General features: G+C 39.4%; 11 protein-coding genes and 1 tRNA gene. 9 read left to right on the top strand and 3 right to left on the bottom strand.

Annotated features, from left to right (window positions below):
* Window positions 1-42: 42 nt before the first annotated feature.
* The 4 genes from OB69_RS03280 to OB69_RS03265 all read left to right on the top strand — a co-directional run bounded on the left by OB69_RS03280 (window position 43) and on the right by OB69_RS03265 (window position 9,873).
* The gene (locus tag OB69_RS03280) at window positions 43-7,512 is read left to right on the top strand and encodes a lamin tail domain-containing protein (protein WP_053222263.1); all 7,470 of its coding nucleotides are present in this window, start codon (window positions 43-45) and stop codon (window positions 7,510-7,512) included.
* A 542-nt stretch (window positions 7,513-8,054) separates the two neighbouring features.
* On the top strand, window positions 8,055-8,441 hold the full coding sequence (locus tag OB69_RS03275; RefSeq protein ID WP_053222262.1) for a TraR/DksA family transcriptional regulator: 387 nt from the start codon (window positions 8,055-8,057) through the stop codon (window positions 8,439-8,441).
* A complete protein-coding gene (gene scpB / locus OB69_RS03270; RefSeq protein WP_053222261.1) occupies window positions 8,441-9,010 on the top strand; it encodes an SMC-Scp complex subunit ScpB in 570 nt (189 codons plus the stop codon). Before OB69_RS03275 ends, scpB begins: the two co-directional genes overlap by 1 nt.
* A gap of 50 nt (window positions 9,011-9,060) precedes the next feature.
* Entirely contained in the window at window positions 9,061-9,873 is an 813-nt protein-coding gene (locus OB69_RS03265) for a pseudouridine synthase (RefSeq protein WP_053222260.1), read from the top strand.
* 119 nt (window positions 9,874-9,992) lie between these two features.
* On the opposite strand, the gene OB69_RS03260 is transcribed toward OB69_RS03265, so the two are convergent.
* Window positions 9,993-10,065, bottom strand: a tRNA-Phe gene (locus OB69_RS03260).
* 99 nt (window positions 10,066-10,164) lie between these two features.
* Between OB69_RS03260 and OB69_RS03255 the strand changes: the two genes are divergently transcribed.
* Window positions 10,165-11,487: a 4Fe-4S dicluster domain-containing protein gene (locus OB69_RS03255; protein ID WP_053222259.1), complete on the top strand. Its 1,323-nt coding sequence runs from the start codon at window positions 10,165-10,167 to the stop codon at window positions 11,485-11,487.
* Between the two features lie 14 nt (window positions 11,488-11,501).
* On the top strand, window positions 11,502-12,299 hold the full coding sequence (locus OB69_RS03250) for a (Fe-S)-binding protein (protein WP_245620772.1): 798 nt from the start codon (window positions 11,502-11,504) through the stop codon (window positions 12,297-12,299).
* Window positions 12,300-12,360: 61 nt separating this feature from the next.
* Here OB69_RS03250 and OB69_RS03245 read toward each other — a convergent pair whose 3' ends face one another.
* Window positions 12,361-13,209: a hypothetical protein gene (locus OB69_RS03245; RefSeq protein ID WP_053222257.1), complete on the bottom strand. Its 849-nt coding sequence runs from the start codon at window positions 13,207-13,209 to the stop codon at window positions 12,361-12,363.
* Window positions 13,210-13,214: 5 nt separating this feature from the next.
* A complete protein-coding gene (locus OB69_RS03240; RefSeq protein ID WP_053222256.1) occupies window positions 13,215-13,883 on the bottom strand; it encodes a DM13 domain-containing protein in 669 nt (222 codons plus the stop codon).
* A 142-nt stretch (window positions 13,884-14,025) separates the two neighbouring features.
* Here OB69_RS03240 and OB69_RS03235 point away from each other — a divergent pair, with 142 nt between their 5' ends.
* The 3 genes from OB69_RS03235 to OB69_RS03225 all read left to right on the top strand — a co-directional run bounded on the left by OB69_RS03235 (window position 14,026) and on the right by OB69_RS03225 (window position 17,883).
* The gene (locus tag OB69_RS03235) at window positions 14,026-14,526 is read left to right on the top strand and encodes a hypothetical protein (RefSeq protein WP_053222255.1); all 501 of its coding nucleotides are present in this window, start codon (window positions 14,026-14,028) and stop codon (window positions 14,524-14,526) included.
* 38 nt (window positions 14,527-14,564) lie between these two features.
* Window positions 14,565-16,628 carry an OmpA family protein gene (locus OB69_RS03230; protein WP_053222254.1) on the top strand — a complete coding sequence of 688 codons (2,064 nt, stop codon included), beginning with the start codon at window positions 14,565-14,567 and terminating at the stop codon, window positions 16,626-16,628.
* 91 nt (window positions 16,629-16,719) lie between these two features.
* Entirely contained in the window at window positions 16,720-17,883 is a 1,164-nt protein-coding gene (locus tag OB69_RS03225; protein ID WP_053222253.1) for an AIR synthase related protein, read from the top strand.
* Window positions 17,884-17,933 lie beyond the last annotated feature (50 nt).

The following is a 17,933-nucleotide window of genomic DNA, read 5'->3' as shown; positions in this document are numbered from 1 at the left end:
TCGTACTTTAACAGGCTAGAATCTAACACTTGTGAGTCTCAGATGAGGTTAAGTATCTCAATTGCCATAGCAGCTCTTGTTCTGCTTACCGCAAATATAGCGTTAAGTCAGATTAACACCTTTCCTTCTAGTGAAAGTTTTGAACAGGCTTTTACTACAGGTAATCCAGTTGTTTTTATACCAAACTGGACGGGCAACGAAGTTCAGAACAGCTCAAGAATATTTCAAGGGGCAAACGGAAGAACCGGTACAAATTCGCTGAATATAATCCCTACCTCTACTTTTTCTGGCGAGGTTTTAATTGCGTTAGACTTCACAGGGGTTAATAATCCGCTTTTATCTTTTTATGCCTATTCCAAGCAAAATGGGGGAGGCACCTCAACTAGGCCCGTTTTGGTTAGTATTTCAACTTCAATTGATGGAGGAAATAATTTCCTAGATAACGTGTCCATTGGCGATGCTACCACCTTCCCGAATAATAACACTACTAGCTATACCAAATATGAGTACGAGTTGCCCAGTCAGACATCTGGCCAAGCTAATGTAATCGTCAAACTGAAAGTGGAAAGAGGTGATGGCTCAGGTTCTGCTGCAGAGTTTGTGATGGATGATGTAAGTATTGTAGAGCAAATTTTGCCATTGGCCATTAGTTCAACAAATGCTATTAGTTCAACTTCCGTAGTGGTAAATTTTAACCAAGAAGTAACGCAAGTCACAGCTGAAGACAAAACGAATTATAGTTTGGATAATGGAATAACCGTAGTTTCTGCCTCGCGAACCACTACCAATCAGGTGACACTTACCACTTCGGTAATGCCAAACGCCAATTACCAACTGACGGTGAGCAATGTTGAAGATGCGGCAAGTAGCACACCAGCAGTTAATTTAACTTCTACCTTCAGTTATGTTGAACCGCTTTCTATTACGGCAGTTCAGGTACTTTCTAAAAATTCTGTTGAAGTAACTTTCAATTTGAATCTTGATCAAACCACGGCTGAAAACGCCTCCAATTATGGCATTGATAATGGAATTGGCAGCCCAACTTTGGCCGTAAGAAGTGCAACAGAACTCAATAAAGTGGTGTTGACGCTTGGTGCCGAACTTACAGAAAGCAACTTTGCGCTAACGGTTAATGGTGTTAAAGATGAATCGACATTGGCAACTGCTTCGAACCTTAGTACTAACTTTTCTTACTTACCGTTGACGGTTTCTAGTATTTCAACCCTTTCAAATACTCAAGTAGAAGTAGTTTTCAATCAGAATGTTGAAGCCACATCTGCCAATTTAGTCAGCAATTATAGTCTCGATTTTGGCTATGGTGCACCTTCCTCTGCTGCTCGAAATGTAGCTGAACCAAGCAAAGTGGTACTCACTTTTGGAGAAGAGTTAGCGAATAATACCTATCAACTGACCATTAATAATGTTGCCAATGAAAGCGGAAACGCTTTGGCTTCTACCTTGCAGTCTTCTGTGACTAATGCCACACAAACGGCTTATCGATCTTTGGTGATCAACGAAATTTTTGCCGATCCTACTGGTTCGGCTCAGCCTGACCCCCAAACACTGCCCTCTGGCACATCGGATGAATTTATTGAACTGTATAATGCGGGCGGCAAAGCCGTAGATTTGGCCAATTTTGACTTAACAGGAGGAACGATTGCCAGTTATGTTTTGCAACCACAGACTTACGTAATATTAACTTCTACCTCAAACGTAACTGATTTTCAACCCTTTGGAAATGTAGTAGGTGTCAGCTCATGGAACGGACTTTCAAATGGAGGCGAACAACTATTACTGAAGGATAATCTCGGCAACTTGGTCGACAGCCTTACTTTCAATACCGATTGGTATAAAGATGCTGCCAAAGCAGATGGCGGTTGGTCCATTGAGCAAATAAACCCAGAGCTTGTTTGTAGCGACATTAACAATTGGCAAGCCTCAACGAATGCTCAGGGCGCTACTCCTTCAGGGCAAAACTCAGTTTATGACGATAGCCCAGATGTAAAGGCGCCCAGGTTGATTGAAGTTAGGATTGATTCGCCAAGTCAGTTGACTTTGTTTTTTGATGAAATTATGGATGATGCTTCGCTTAATGGAGCATCGTACTCCTTGAATAATGGCGGAGCTATTGCCTCAAAAACTGTAAATCAGACTACGCATAAATCTGTGGTTTTGGCTTTAAGCGCACCAATGGTTTCAGGAACGATTTATACCGTATCATTAACGGGAGCCACGGACTGTGCTGGTAATACCATAGGCACAAACAATTTAGAATTTCTATTTGATAATTTGGCACCAGTATTTGAAAGGTTTGTGTTTAAAGATAGCACCACTATTGACGTTATTTTTGATGAAAATTTGAATCAAACTTTGGCAGAAACCGAAGCCAACTTTTCAATTAATTTGGGAGTAGGAAACCCAACAAAGGCGATTGTTGATGCCGATAATAGTAAACGAGTGAGGCTAAATTTAGGCGCTGCACTTTCTGTTGGTAATGCCTATCAATTTACATTTCAAAACTTAGCAGACACGCTGGGAAACACGGTTAGTCTATCCTCTGTCAACCTCGATTTTGTGAATCAAATTGACACAGTTGTAGTGTTGTCTGCTCAATTGCTTGATGTGTATTTTGACGTTGATGCTGATGAATCCACCGCAGAACAATTGAGCAATTATTGGGTAGATGGAGATATTGGCAATCCTGTTGCAGCTTCGTTAGACAACGTGAATCCAAGATTGGTGCATTTGGTCTTCAGTACCAATTTTGATGAAAATAAAAATCAGTACATCAGTTTTGAAGGGGTTCAAGCCAGCAACAATAGCTATTTACAACTGTTTAATACGACCTTCATTTTTGACACCGATGATCCAGACATAGACTCTGTAGTGGTAATTGATGAGCGTAATCTTAGGGTTTATTTCGATGAAATATTGGATGAAACTTCCGCGGAGTCGGTAAATAATTACACCGCGAATAATGGTATTGGAAATCCAAGTTTGGTAACGCGCCAAGCGGACAAACGCTCTGTAATATTAACATTCGCCCAGGCTTTCGAGCAGGAAGTTAAGAATCGCTTATCGATCACTGGAATTCAAGATTTATCTGGCAATGTGATTTCAACACAACGAAACGAAGACTTCACTTATGACCGACTAGCACCTCGCTTGGTAGGAATTACTCTTGTCAGCCCTACTAAAATTTTGGTTGAATTTTCAGAAGAGGTGGTGAAAGAGGTTGCTGAAAATGTCAATAATTATTCAGTTGATAACGGAATTGGGGTTCCAATAGCCGCAGTTCGTACAGAAAAAAACACCAACATTGTAGAGCTTACTTTCGCTGCTTTAGGTAATAATTCTCAAAACACTCTTCGCATTTCTAATATTTCCGATGTGTTCGAGAATGGACTTCCTGTTGATTTAACGGCTATTTTTTCCAGTTTAAAGCCAAACTTTGGGACATTCACGGTTTTGAATGACACCACCATTCAGGTGCAGTTTACCAAAGCGCTGAACAAAGCTTCTGCTGAAGACATTGAAAATTATGGGTTCGATAATGGGGTTGGATTGAAGTCAGCGGTTCAGAATGCAACTGACGCTTCTTTGGTCACTTTAAACCTGACAATTTCTCTGAAAGAAGGCTTGAAATACCGGTTGGTTGTTCAAGACTTGTTGGATTTGGACGGCAACCGATCAGAAGTAATCAGTTATGACTTTACATACAGCACACATATTGTTGATATTCAAATCCTCAGTCAGAATAGTTTGGTGCTTACTTTCGATCAGGAATTGGATGAAGTTACTGCTGAAACCACTCAAAATTATTTGCTGAATTCGGGGATTAGAAACCCCATTTCTGCGGTGCTTAGTTCAGATGACTTTAAGGTGGTAACCCTTCTATTCAATACTAATTTTGTAGAAGGAATTGATTACGAGTTGACTGTCCAAAACCTAAAGGATTTGTTCGGATTCACGATAAATAGCTCAAGAAACAAACTGAGCTATGACCTTACTCCCCCTGTGATTTTAGAAGTGAATTCAACCTACTTAGATGAAATTGAGGTAGTGTTTAATGAACCATTGAATACAGCCACTGCGAGAACTATCAATCATTATTCATTGAATAACGGAGTTGGAAACCCTACATCTGCTACTTTGGTGGCAGGTTCTTCTTCAAAAGTAATATTGAAGTTCGACACACCATTGACGAATGCCTTGACCTATCAACTTACAGTGGATAGGGTGCAAGATAAACAGGGCAAGGCGATGAATGCTGCAACTTTCGACTTCACTTTTTCCGCCCCTGTTACTCCAGTGTTTCGAGATTTGGTCATCAATGAAATTTACTTCGACACAAAACCGAGTTCGAGCCTACCTAACGCTGAATTTTTAGAGCTTTACAACCGTGGAAATGCAAACATTGAACTGCGAGATTTTTTACTCACAGACAAGCGAGATACGGCAGTATTTACGGCTCAAGTTCTAGCTCCAGGTGAATATTTGGCGGTAACCACTCAAGGGGCGGTTGCACAATACTTGAATTATGGAAAGGCCATCGGTCTCAGAAATTTCCCTTCACTTTCAAATACAGGCGAATCGGTTTATTTATTGGACAGAAATAAGGTGGTGATTGACTCAATTGCTTACGATCAGACATTTTATAATGATGCCACAAAAGCCAGTGGAGGTTTTTCTGTGGAGTTAATCAATCCAGAAAAGCCATGTTTTGAATATAGCAATTTTGCGGTCTCTGTTTCGCCAAATGGAGGTACACCAGCAGGACAGAATTCTGTGTTTAGCCTTAAAGCAGATGTTACAGCGCCATCCATGACAAAATTAGAAGTGATTTCTGCCACTGAACTCAAACTGACTTTTGATGAAGCCATGGACATAAGTACTTTAATTCCTTCAAATTTCACTCTGCAAAATGGGGTTTCGGTGGCTTCTGTAAGTATACTTGATGCTTTTGGTAGAAGTGTACAATTGAAATTGAACAAGGAGTTCACCAAAGGCTATGAGCTTTCGCTTATTACTAATGCTATCACGGATTGTTCGGGTAATGAATTAACCACAAACAACTTCACTTTTGTACAAGGAGATCGTCCGGCCTTTCATGAACTTTTGATTACAGAAATTATGGCAACACCTACCCCAAGTAGAGGGTTGCCAGGTGTAGAGTATGTTGAAATTTATAATAATTCGGGTCGAATTATTGATTTGGACGGACTCTATTTTAGTGATAATGATGGAAGTTATAAACTGACAAATAAGAATATGCTTCCCGAAACCTATTTGATCCTTTCAGGAAATACAGCGGCAACAGCTTTAGCGGTTTATGGTGAAGTGTTGGCGGTAAATTCCTTCCCAACTTTAACCATTGAAGATCAGGTAAGCCTCAAAGATTATAACGGTAATATCATTTTTGAAGTGGCTTACGACCGAAGCTTCTACCAGTCTGACGCTAAAGATGATGGTGGTTATAGTATAGAGCTCATCAATCCGCTCGCTTCGTGTTTTGATAATAGCAATTGGATAGCCTCGAGTAGTGAAAATGGTGGAACTCCAGGGGTTCGGAATTCAGTATTTGATACTACGCCAGACACAACGGCTCCTTTGGTGGTTTCACTTTATGCAGAGTCAGAAACACAGCTTAAAATTACTTTTAATGAAGCCATGAATACGGCTTCCATACTCACTTCGACCTTTAACTTATCTGGAGGACTTCAAGTCTCTAGCGTTGAAATTCTTGATGGTTTAGGCCAAGTAATTTTGGTGAATTTATCTAGTGCTTTTCAAAGAGGAGTGGTGTATTCAATTACACTTTCTGACCTAAGCGATTGCGAAGGAAATGTGATTTCAACCGTAACCAAGAATTTCTCATTAGGAGCTGTTCCAGCATATCAAGAACTTATTTTCACTGAAATTATGGCAAATCCCTCTCCGTCTCAGGGTTTACCCGTGGTGGAATACCTAGAAGTCTTCAACGCCTCCTCTAAAATAATTTCTTTAGAGGGCTTAACGCTTTCCGATGGAGCAAGCTCAACTACTTTGGGTAATTTCAATCTAAACCCATCTGAATATTTAATTCTCACGGCCAATTCAGATAAGGCTAAATTGGATCCATATGGTAATGTTTTAGGTGTTAGTAGCTGGCCCAGCTTAAATGCCAGTGGCGACAAAGTTTCTCTCAAACTAGGTAATCAAGTGATCCATAGTGTAGACTACTCCTCGGCTTGGTATCGATCTTCATCTAAAGCCAATGGAGGCTATAGCCTTGAGTTGATTGACCTTAGTTATGCCTGTGTAGAGCAATCCAATTGGAAGGCCTCTGAGGCTGTTGTTGGAGGAACCCCAGGAGCACAAAATTCTGTCAATGGAATTAATCCCGATCTAGTAGGGCCAGAGTTGATAAAAGCAGTGGCGCTAAATGATAGCCAGATTCAGCTGATGTTTAATGAAAAACTAGCCGTCTCTTCGTTTCTCTCTAATAACATTTCCATATCTGGAGGAATTTCTGTGTCGAGCATAAGTTTGGGGTCTGACGCCAAATCTGCCACTTTGAATTTGAGCAGTGCTCTCGTACCAAATACTGCTTATCAAATTACGGTGGAAAACATCACCGACTGTAGTGGCAATCTGATTTTGGCAAATACCCGTCAGGCAACCGTTGTGATAGCTGTGGAAGCAGCAGCACTGGACATTGTGATAAACGAAATCCTTTTCAACCCTAAAACGGGCGGTGTGAAGTTTGTTGAAATCTATAACCAGTCTAACAAATACATTAACCTTAAAAACTGGCGAATAGAGGGAAAGACAAACGATAGAGTCATTTCTACGGAAGATATTATTATTGGACCATCGAGCTATAAAACTATTACTACCGATGGTGATATTCTGAAAAATCAATACGCAAGCACGGAGCTTTCTACGATCTTAGAATTGAGTTCCTTACCAAGCATGCCTTCCGATGCGGGTGTGGTACGGTTTGTGAATAGTAAAGCTATTGTAATCGATGAAGTGGAATACAATGAAGATTATCATTCCTCATTATTAAGTTCTGTTGATGGTGTTTCGCTTGAGCGCATTCGTTTTTCTGGTCTTTCAAATGATGCTAATAATTGGCAGTCAGCGTCAAGCCAATCGGGCTACGCTACTCCTGGTTATCAAAATTCGCAAGCGCAAAGTCAGCCGTCAACCTTGGCTACATTTAGTATAGAACCTAAAACCTTTGCGCCAGATGTAGCAGGTAGTGCAAATTTCACCACCATTAACTATGAGTTCGACAATTCGGGCAATGTTATTACAGTTTCGGTTTACGATTCAAATGGGAACCTCATTAAGAATGTTTCGCAGAATTCACTGGTAGGAACCACAGGCTTTTTCCGTTGGGACGGCACCACAAACTCAGGTGAAAAAGCACGTTTAGGTTACTATTTAATTCTGTTCGAAATTTTAACCCCCTCAGGGGAGGTTACGATAAAGAAAGAGACAGTTGCTATCGGCACTCGCTTCTAACTTTATCCGATAATTTATTCGTTTCAAATACAATTTATTGCAGTTTGTCAGTTTGTGACCTTAATTTTATCTCAGTGTGAAGAAATTTAGGTCATAAATTCTTATATTAGGTGAGACTATTTTCAGAACCATCTAATACCCAACTAAATGAATTGTTTAATTAATAATGCAATCGATTTTAACCTGAAAAAGGGTAGAAAGATCGAAGTGATTAATCGGTACCTCAGAATGAAGTACAGGGTGCAAATTGATAACTTTTCAATTACGAAAAGGATGCAATCCCTGAACATTCAATACTGAAACAACTAGACAACCTAAGAAAAAAAGACCCATTGGGTCTTTTTTTTATGAAGCAATCACGATCAAAAAAACTTATATCTTACTGTTTTTACAACCATATTATTTGTTTGAAGTCTTCAGTTTCAGGAAGGAGAAACGCGATATTCAGCATTCTTAAAAATTATATGAAAGCCTTTGCGTTCTCTTGTAGTAGGGCTATTTTAGTGCAATTTTTATAGCAGTACATTTAAACAAAGCTAATTATGAGCCAAGCAGAAAAAACGAGATATTCTGATAGTGAATTAAAGGAATTTGAGGCGCTCATCAACGACAAGTTGGAAAAGGCTAAAAGTGAATTCAACGAATTAAAAAGAAGCATTTCAAAAGGTGGGGATGCAGGAACTGATATAACCAACAATTCTACCAAGGTTTTGGAAGATGGGGCTGACACATTGGAAAAAGAAAACCTTAATCAGCTTGCCGCCAGACAACAGAAATTCATCAATAACTTAGAGAATGCATTGATTAGAATTAAGAATGGTACTTATGGCATTTGTGTAGACACCGGAAAACTTATTTCAAAAGAAAGGTTAAAAGCGGTACCACATACCATGCATTCTATTGAGGCTAAATTGGCACAAAAGAGCTAGTGGATTTCCTTGGAAATCATATAGAAGCCCTTATTTTTTGCTCTGAAAAACCAATTAAAATAGCAGAACTTAAATCTTGCCTGAGCGAAATGTTTGAGGCAGACGTGCCAGAGCAAGATATAATTAATGCTATTGATAAAATTGAAGAAAAGTATTTAGGTGATCAATACCCCTTTACTGTATTTAAAAGTGGAGGGGGTTATCACTTTCTTACCAAGCCTGCCTACCAAGCCAGTATTGGCATTTTGCTCAAACAGCAATCGAAGAAAAGACTTTCAACTTCGGCCTTAGAAACCCTTTCTATTATTGCATACAAGCAACCAGTTACCAAATCAGAAATGGAACAAATTCGTGGTGTAAACTGCGATTATGCCGTTCAGAAGCTATTGGAAAAAGAACTAGTGGAAATTAAGGGAAAGTCTGAAAACGTAGGGCGACCGTTGCTTTATGGAACTTCAGAAAAATTTATGGACTACTTCGGCATAAATAGTCTTAAGGATTTACCTACCCCAAAAGACTTCTCCACTGAAGAAAACGAAATAGGTCAACCTACAGAAGGAGATTCCTAGATAAGCTTTTCGTACCTTTGCGTATATTCCAGTAGAGATACTGCATCATTATGGCAAAGAAATTCAAATCAAATAAGCCTTTTTTCAATAAGGTTAAAAACACTCCAAAAACTCCACCTACTTACGATCGCGAGCTCGTGCAAAAAGGACGAGCAAGTGCAAGTGAAATAAGGCTCAATCGCTATATTTCTAACTCAGGCGTTTGTTCTAGACGCGAAGCGGATAAGCTTATTGAGGCGGGCGAAATTAAAGTGAACGGAGAAGTAGTAACCGAAATGGGTTACAAAGTAAAGCCTACCGATAAGGTTTCGTATGAAGGCAATGTGTTGAAAAGAGAGAAACTGGTTTATTTGGTTCTTAACAAGCCCAAAGATTTTATCAGTACTACAAGCGATCCGGAGGGTAGAAAAACCGTAATGGACTTGATTAAAAATGCTTGTGAGGAACAAGTTTTTCCTGTAGGAAGATTAGACAGGGCCACCACAGGCTTGCTGATTTTTACTAACGATGGAGATTTGGCTAAAAAACTGACACACCCTTCACACAAAGTGAAGAAAATCTATCAGGTTACTTTAGACAAGCCTATTGAAGAAGAAGATTTCGACAAAATTAAAGCAGGAGTAACGCTGGAAGATGGCCAAGCACCAGTAGATGACTTGGCAGTGACAAGCCCCGATGGAACTGTTTTAGGAATCGAAATTCACATGGGTAAGAATAGAATTGTTCGTAGAATTTTTGAGCACCTGGGCTATAAGGTTGAAAAGCTAGACCGAGTAGTATACGGTGAATTAACCAAAAAGGACTTGCCGCGTGGTAAATGGCGCTTTTTGACAGAAAAAGAATTGATGAAGCTTAAAAAATAGTATGCATGCATACTATTTTAATTTCATTATGTATATTTGTTTATGCCCAGCGGAGTGAGATTGTTATTAACTGAAGAGCAAAAAATAAAGCCTTCCATTTCTAGAAGGCTTTTTCAACGTGGTGCTGAGTGGATTCGAACCACCGACTCACGGATTTTCAGTCCGATGCTCTACCAACTGAGCTACAGCACCCTCAATTGGAGGCACAAAAGTATACAAAAAGTTCACCCGTACAAAACATTTTTAATAATTTCAGGTCTGAAATCTTATTAACCCTTGAAGCCCTAATCTATGCAGTATATTTCTCAAATCGTTTTCTTGATTCTAGTGGCTGTAGCAGCATATTTTCTGTACCAACGCATTAGTCGAATCAGAAAAAATATTTTTCTAGGAAAAGCTTCTGGAAGAACAGCGAGCCCCGAAAGATGGAAGACAATGCTATTGGTAGCCTTTGGGCAGAAGAAAATGTTTAAGCGCATTGTGCCTGCTTTTTTACACATGTTGATTTATGTGGGCTTCTTGGTAATCAATCTTGAAGTACTTGAATTCGTAATTGACGGAATTGCAGGAACTCACAGAATATTTGCTCCAGTTTTGGGTGATTTCTATACCGTTCTCATCAACGTTTTTGAATTCTTAGCTGTAGGTGTCCTTTTTTCATGTGTGGTTTTCTTAATCAGAAGAAACATATTGAAAGTAAAGCGCTTTCAGGGAAATGAAATGAAGAAATGGCCGACATTAGATGCCAATCTTATTTTAGTTATTGAAATTATTTTGATGTTTGCCATTCTTACCATGAATGCAACAGATATGCTTATTCAAGGACAAGATGAGCATTATGCCCAAACGGGAACATTCTTCTTTAGCAGTTTTCTAGTGCCTCTTTTTGAAGGAATGCAACTTTCAACACTGATCTTTATAGAGCGCTTTGCTTGGTGGTTCCATATTCTCGGAATTTTAGGCTTTGCCGTTTACGTTACTTACTCTAAACATTTACACATTGCTTTGGCCTTTCCAAATACATGGTATTCAAACCTAAACCCTAAAGGTAAAATGGAGAACATGGCCGAGGTAACCAACGAAGTGAAAATGATGTTGGGAATGCCTACAGAGAATGCCAATGAACCTCCAGCAGAAATTGCAAGGTTTGGTGCCAAGGATGTAAATGATTTGAGTTGGGTGAATATCATGAATGCCTATTCTTGCACAGAATGTGGACGCTGTAGCGATAATTGTCCAGCAAATATGACGGGCAAAAAACTTTCCCCTCGAAAAATTATGATGGACACACGTGATAGAGCCGAAGAAGTAGGCGCTAGTTTGGCCAAAGGAGGTAAAGGGTTAGAAGATGGAAAGTCGCTTTTGGGTGATTACATTACTAAAGAAGAAATTAATGCTTGTACCAGCTGTAATGCCTGTGTGGAAGCTTGCCCGGTAAATATTGACCCGCTGGCCATTATTTTACAAATGAGAAGATATGTAGCCATGGAAGAGTCAGGGTCGCCAGCTTCATGGAATAGCATGTTCCAAAATGTGGAAACTAATTTTGCTCCATGGAAATTTCCACCAACAGACAGGTTTAAATGGGCAGAAGAAATGGAGTCTAAATCTTAAGAACGAAGGAAATCATGAGTGATAAATTGAATAATGTACCCGTTATGGCCGATTTGGCCGCTAAAGGTGAATCTCCTGAAATACTTTTTTGGGTAGGTTGTGCTGGTTCTTTTGACGATAGATATAAAAAAGTAACCCAAGCTTTTGTCAAAATATTGAACAAAGTAGGAATCTCCTTTGCCGTTTTGGGCCCAGAGGAAACCTGTACTGGAGACCCTGCCAGAAGGGCTGGAAATGAGTTTTTGTTTCAAATGCAGGCAGTCTCTAACATTCAGGTTTTGGATACTTACAACGTAAAGAAGATTGTTACGGCTTGTCCGCATTGCTTTAATACCATTAAAAATGAATATCCAGAGCTAGGTGGTAATTACGAAGTGATTCACCATTCTACTTACCTTCAGCAATTAATTAATGAAGGCAAGGTTGGCTTGAAAGGTGGCGGAGAGTTCAAAGGGAAGAAGATTACTTATCACGATTCTTGCTACTTAGGAAGGGCGAACAATATTTATGAAGCTCCACGCGAGGTTTTAGCAGCTCTCGATGCCGAGTTAATTGAAATGAAGCGTTGCAGAACGAAAGGTCTTTGCTGTGGGGCTGGTGGTGCTCAAATGTTTAAAGATGCAGAACCTGGTAATAAAGAGGTAAATGTTGAAAGAACGGAAGAAGCGATTGAAACAGGTGCGAGTATTGTTGCTTCGGCTTGTCCGTTTTGTATGACTATGATGCGTGATGGTGTAAAAAGTAAGAATAAGGAAGCCAGTGTAGAAGTAATGGATTTGGCTGAGCTGATTGCTAAAAATGAAGGCTTATAAGTTAAAAGCCTCTAGAATAATCGTTTTCTAGAGGCTACATTTTAATTAAGGTTTTCTCTTTCTACAAATTGAAGAATACTCCAAAAGATGCCGAAGGGCTTGCTAACACTCTTTTTCCTGAGGCGGCAAAACCTATGGCGCTCGAAATACCCCATTTATCATTCCATTGATATGCTAGCTCTGGCGTAATAGCAAGGTATTCAATATTGTTAGAGAATATTCCGTTAGAAGGCGTTTCAAAATCGTTTCCATTATTCAATGAATTAACGCTTAGTACTTTTACATTGGCTAGCCATTTATCTCCTAGTTTGGTTCCAAGTTCAATACCAACTCTAAACTCATCTGAAAAACTCTCAGATCTATTATTGAAGGCAATCAAAGTTGATACCCATGATTTCCCCTTGTTTAACCCCCTGCTTGCTTCTATACCCAGCATTTGATTAAACTCTCCATCTCCAGTTTGTAGCACTTCTGTTCTTCCGCCCATACTGTTCCCTAGCGGAATTCCAAACATAACGGAAGCACTCACAACAATGGGTTTATCCACTATAATCCCATACTTAAAGCCCAAATCTGTATCGCCAAATGAATTTACAGCGTCACCTTCGGAGATCACATTTCCTGTTCTTGCCGATTTTTGTTCGTTTAGTGTAGCCCTAGAAAAAAAGGGAACATAAGCAATCCCTGTCAAGCGTTTGGTTAACCCATATTCTCCATAGAAATTGGCAATATGAATACCTGCTGTTGAAATATCTAAAATATTACCATTGGGCGAATAATAGTTACTAGATACTATACCGTAATAACCAAGCTTAAAATAGCCTTTGCCTTTAGGCTGCGGCCAACCTCCTCCCGCATATGAGTTTAGGTTAAGGCAAAGCAAAATGATTAGTAAATAAATGTTTCTCATGGTGGTTAATTATAAGAGCCAGTACCAAACGGTACTCCAAAAGGTTTACAATATATTAGCACATAATTGTAGGTAGTGAGCTGGATGTTTGTAGCAATAGAGTAGGATTGAGCTCCTGCGTTTTTCATTAATTTTCCCACCTCTTCTCCTCCAGTAATGCTTGTAGGTTGATTAGATAGATAGACATAAAGCCCTGGGCCACTTGATGCTCGAAAGTTGTCATCAAAAATTAGTGTGAGGCTTCCATTAACTTCTTGCAAGCTGAAATTTCCAGAAACAGAATAATTGTTTCTTCCCATAAAAGTGCCCTGTCTATTGTTTGCCAATACCGAAGTGGTGTTTCCGGCATTCACCTTTACAGAATCCGCATTGTTACCTTTTGCAGCTTTAATGTATACGTTTCCTGCTGTAATGGCTTGAGCACTGCCGGTTTGCTCAATACTAATGATAGACGGGTCTGAACTTGACCATGTAATCATAGCCTCAACAGGCTTACCAAGTCCGTTGAAATAATCAGCGCTGAAGGTATAGGTGTCTCCAATCTTTAAACTATCTATGGCATTGTTTATAGAAACCGTTTCGATAACAGCAACGTCTTCCACAATATCAGTTCCTATACAATTAGAAAGTAAAGCCATTGAAAGAATTGAAAAGTAAAATTTAATGTGTTTCATTTTGAGTAATTTTCAAGTGTTGATTTCAAACGCCTCTGGTTCAAAAATTCTTTATCTCTGATTTACAACAACCGAAAAGGAATTATTATCCGTTATAGTTGGTTCAAAATGACAAGTGAACGACATTTGAATAAAAAAGACTATGCTAGCCGATTTTGACAAACTCAGCAAAAACTCACGCCTCTGGATTTATCAGGCTGATAGAAAATTGACTGCCTTAGAACAGAAAAAGTGTTTAGATCAACTTGAAGCTTTCCTGAATCAATGGGCGGCTCATGGTAATGATTTGATGGCTTCGGGAATTATTAAGCACGATTACTTTCTTATTATAAGCACCGATGAGTCTTTCAATATGGCCAGCGGCTGTTCTATCGATACCCAAGTAAGGTTTGTCCAACAACTTTCATCAAATTTAGGAGTTGACTTTTTTCAGCGTACCAATATTGCCTTCTTAATTAATAATGAAGTAGAATTGGTGCCATTGAGCCAAATTAAATCGGAGGTTGAAAATGGACGAATTTCGGCTCACACACTTTTCTTCGACAATACAATTCAGACAAAAGGCCAACTTAAGAATAATTGGTGCGTTGAAGCGGGTAAAACTTGGCTAAACAGATACTTTAAACAATCGGCAAACGTATAGAGTATTAGCATTCAGCTTATTTCGCTAATTTACAACCGATGAGGAATAGGATTCAAATTATAGGTATTCTTATGATGGCCCTTTTAGTGGGCTGTAAATCTTCCCAAAACTTTCTTGGAGTTGATACACCCAGTACTCCTGCTAATGGTGGTCGCTCTACAAATGCGCAATCTAGCAATGTGGGTAGCTTGACTGGCGGAGTAGAGGAAGAAATTGAGAAGTTCAAAGAAGTAAAAGTGAAGAAGAGCTATGAGAATGCAAACTACAATCTAGCAATCGAAGATTATAAAAAAGAATTGGAGGACGATCCTGAGTCGCCAGTTTATAATTATTTCGTGGCGGAATCATACCGCAAAACCAACCGAATTTATGAAGCAACCGATTATTACGCCAAGGCCATTGAAGGCGGCTATGCTGATGATGAAATGGAGTTGCACTATGCTCAAGCTTTAAAGGCATCTGAGCGATACAATGATGCCAAGAATGTACTTCAAAAGTATTTGCAGTATGCCACGGTCGAAAATTTTGTAGATAGGGCTAAAGCAGAGTTAAAGAATCTCGACAAGCTGGACAGTATTAGTTTGAATGTTCGAAACATTGATGTGAAAAACGCAGAAGGCATTAATACTGAAAATGCAGAATACAGCCCTTATTTCTTTAAAAATGAGCTTTATTTTGCTACTGGCCGAGAGCAAGCGAGCTTTGAGCGTTATGGAATTCCCTTTACCGATTTATATAAAGTACAAACCAACGGACTGAATTTGGATGCGGCTTCAATTGAAAAACTATCGGGTATATTCAATGATGAAGAAATCAATGAAGGCTCTTTGGCCTTTTCACCCGATGGAAACTCAGTGGTATTTGCAAAAGGAAACTCAGCAGACAAGCGAGGACGCTTTAACACAGACTTATACATTTCCACCAAGAAAAACGGAGAATGGACCACTCCACAGTTGATGCCTATTAATAGCCCAGACTCTTGGGATAGTAGCCCTACTTTTAGCGGAGATGGAAAAACCATTTACTTTGCTTCAGACCGCCCTGGAGGCTTGGGTGGCTCAGATATTTATAGAACAAGGCTTAATGACAGAGGCAGATGGGCCGATGTTCAAAATATGGGGCCGACTATTAATACACCGGAAGATGAAATGTTTCCTTATGTCTCGCCAGATAACAAACTTTACTTTTCTTCAACCGGTCATGCTGGTTTTGGAATGCTCGATGTTTTTGTGGCTATTAATGAAGGCGGAAATATTACTATCGAAAACATGGGGCCTTCCATCAATTCATCTTATGATGATTTTGGTTTAGTCTATTCTGAATTTCCATATGAAGGTTTTTTCAGTTCTAATCGACCAGGAGGTAAAGGAGATGATGACATTTACACTTTCATAGACAACTCTTCCGACCTAAAGAAAATCGAATACATTCTAGCAGGAGTAACTTATCAGTTGAATGAAGACAGTACACAAAGTATTTTGCCAGATGTGCGTGTAAAACTTATGAGCACGGATAATGAAGTTATAGACGACCAATTAACGGGTCGTGGTGGTATTTTTCAATTCAAAGTAGACCCTGAAAAGGAATATATTTTACTTGGAGAGAAACCGAACTTCTTCGTAAAGAGACGTGCATTTTCAACTGTGGGTGGAGAAATTAAACAAGAAGATTTGGTGGAGCGATTTACCACCAAAAAGTTTGAATCCTCTTTAACATTAGATCCGATTATTCTTGAGAAAACAATCGTGCTTCAGAATATTTATTATGATTTGAACAAGGCTGAAATTAGGCCAGACGCAGCAGTAGAGCTGGATAAACTTGTAGAACTCTTAAAGGATAACCCGAATATTAAAATTGAGCTAAGCTCTCATACCGATTCACGTGCGGAAGATGCGTTTAACCTAGACTTATCTGAAAGAAGAGCCCAAGCAGCTGTTCGTTATTTGATTCTCAAAGGAATTTCGCAAAATAGGCTTGTAGCGAAAGGCTATGGAGAGTCTCAGTTGATTAATGGCTGTGGTAACGATGCGGATTGTACGGAAGAACAACATCAGCAAAACCGTAGAACAGAGTTTAAAGTAATTGAATATAAAGACAACTAAGCTGCATTAAATTTTCTGGCAGATTAAAAACCTGAAAAAAGAGCCCCGTCATACGGGGTTTTTTTATTTTTGTGATCTTAAATTATCAGATATGAGCGACCGGTACATGCAAAGAGGCGTTTCAGCTTCAAAAGAAGATGTTCACAACGCAATCAAGAACTTAGACAAAGGAGTTTTTCCTACTGCTTTTTGTAAAGTTGTTCCTGATTTTATGGGCAGTGATGATGCGTTCTGTAATATCATGCATGCCGATGGAGCGGGCACAAAGTCAGCTTTGGCTTATATGTATTGGAAAGAAACCGGTGATCTTTCGGTTTGGCGTGGCATTGCTCAAGATGCTATTATTATGAATATTGATGATTTACTTTGTGTTGGCGCCACCGATAACATTCTTCTTTCTTCGACAATTGGCAGAAATAAAAACCTGATACCGGGTGAAGTGATTGCTGAGCTGATCAATGGCACCGAAGAAGTACTTCAGATGCTGAGAGATAACGGCATGAACATTATTAGCACTGGAGGCGAAACGGCAGACCTAGGTGATTTGGTAAGAACCGTTGTAGTGGACAGTACGGTTATCGCTCGAATGAAAAGGGAAGATGTAGTAACCAATGAAAAAATTAAACCGGGTCAGGTTATTGTTGGTTTGGCTTCCTACGGTCAGGCAACTTATGAAAATGAGTACAATGGCGGAATGGGCTCGAACGGGCTTACTTCTGCTCGTCATGATGTATTCCATAAAGACTTAGCTGCTAAATTTCCAGAAAGCTACGATCACGCTGTGCCTTCAGATTTAGTGTATTCTGGTAAATATCAATTGACTGACCCTGTGGAGGGAAGCCCATTGAATGCTGGTAAATTAGTGTTGTCTCCGACTAGAACTTACGCTCCTGTGATGGTGGAAATTCTCAAGAAATTCCGAAATCAAATTGGAGGATTGATTCATTGTAGCGGAGGCGCTCAAACCAAAGTACTTCACTTTGTAAACAATGTTCATATTATAAAAGACAACCTTTTCGAACTTCCTCCTTTATTCAAAATGATTCAGGAAGAAAGCGGAACTAGCTGGAAAGAAATGTATAAGGTCTTTAATATGGGGCACAGAATGGAGATTTATATTGATGAAGAATTTGCCGAAGAAATCATCTCCATTTCAAAGAGCTTTAACATCGATGCACAAATTGTAGGCAGAGTGGAAGCCTCAGAAAATAGGAAACTTACCATCAATTCTGAATTTGGAAATTTTGAATACTAGTCGTGTCCTTTTTTTAAGGAGTCTAAATGCCTCATAGAATTATATACTGC

This window comes from Roseivirga seohaensis subsp. aquiponti, from assembly GCF_001267955.1.
GTDB lineage: Bacteria > Bacteroidota > Bacteroidia > Cytophagales > Cyclobacteriaceae > Roseivirga > Roseivirga seohaensis.
Note: the sequence above shows the minus strand (reverse complement) of the source record. Positions and strands in the feature narration are given on the sequence as shown.

Bases quoted from the DNA above. Each gene is read 5' to 3' on its own strand.
- OB69_RS03280 (WP_053222263.1), top strand. From the start codon at position 43: ATGAGGTTAAGTATCTCAATTGCCATAGCAGCTCTTGTTCTGCTTACC.
- OB69_RS03275 (WP_053222262.1), top strand. From the start codon at position 8,055: ATGAGCCAAGCAGAAAAAACGAGATATTCTGATAGTGAATTAAAGGAA.
- OB69_RS03265 (WP_053222260.1), top strand. From the start codon at position 9,061: ATGGCAAAGAAATTCAAATCAAATAAGCCTTTTTTCAATAAGGTTAAA.
- OB69_RS03255 (WP_053222259.1), top strand. From the start codon at position 10,165: ATGCAGTATATTTCTCAAATCGTTTTCTTGATTCTAGTGGCTGTAGCA.
- OB69_RS03250 (WP_245620772.1), top strand. From the start codon at position 11,502: ATGAGTGATAAATTGAATAATGTACCCGTTATGGCCGATTTGGCCGCT.
- OB69_RS03245 (WP_053222257.1), bottom strand. From the start codon at position 13,209: ATGAGAAACATTTATTTACTAATCATTTTGCTTTGCCTTAACCTAAAC.
- OB69_RS03240 (WP_053222256.1), bottom strand. From the start codon at position 13,883: ATGAAACACATTAAATTTTACTTTTCAATTCTTTCAATGGCTTTACTT.
- OB69_RS03235 (WP_053222255.1), top strand. From the start codon at position 14,026: ATGCTAGCCGATTTTGACAAACTCAGCAAAAACTCACGCCTCTGGATT.
- OB69_RS03230 (WP_053222254.1), top strand. From the start codon at position 14,565: ATGAGGAATAGGATTCAAATTATAGGTATTCTTATGATGGCCCTTTTA.
- OB69_RS03225 (WP_053222253.1), top strand. From the start codon at position 16,720: ATGAGCGACCGGTACATGCAAAGAGGCGTTTCAGCTTCAAAAGAAGAT.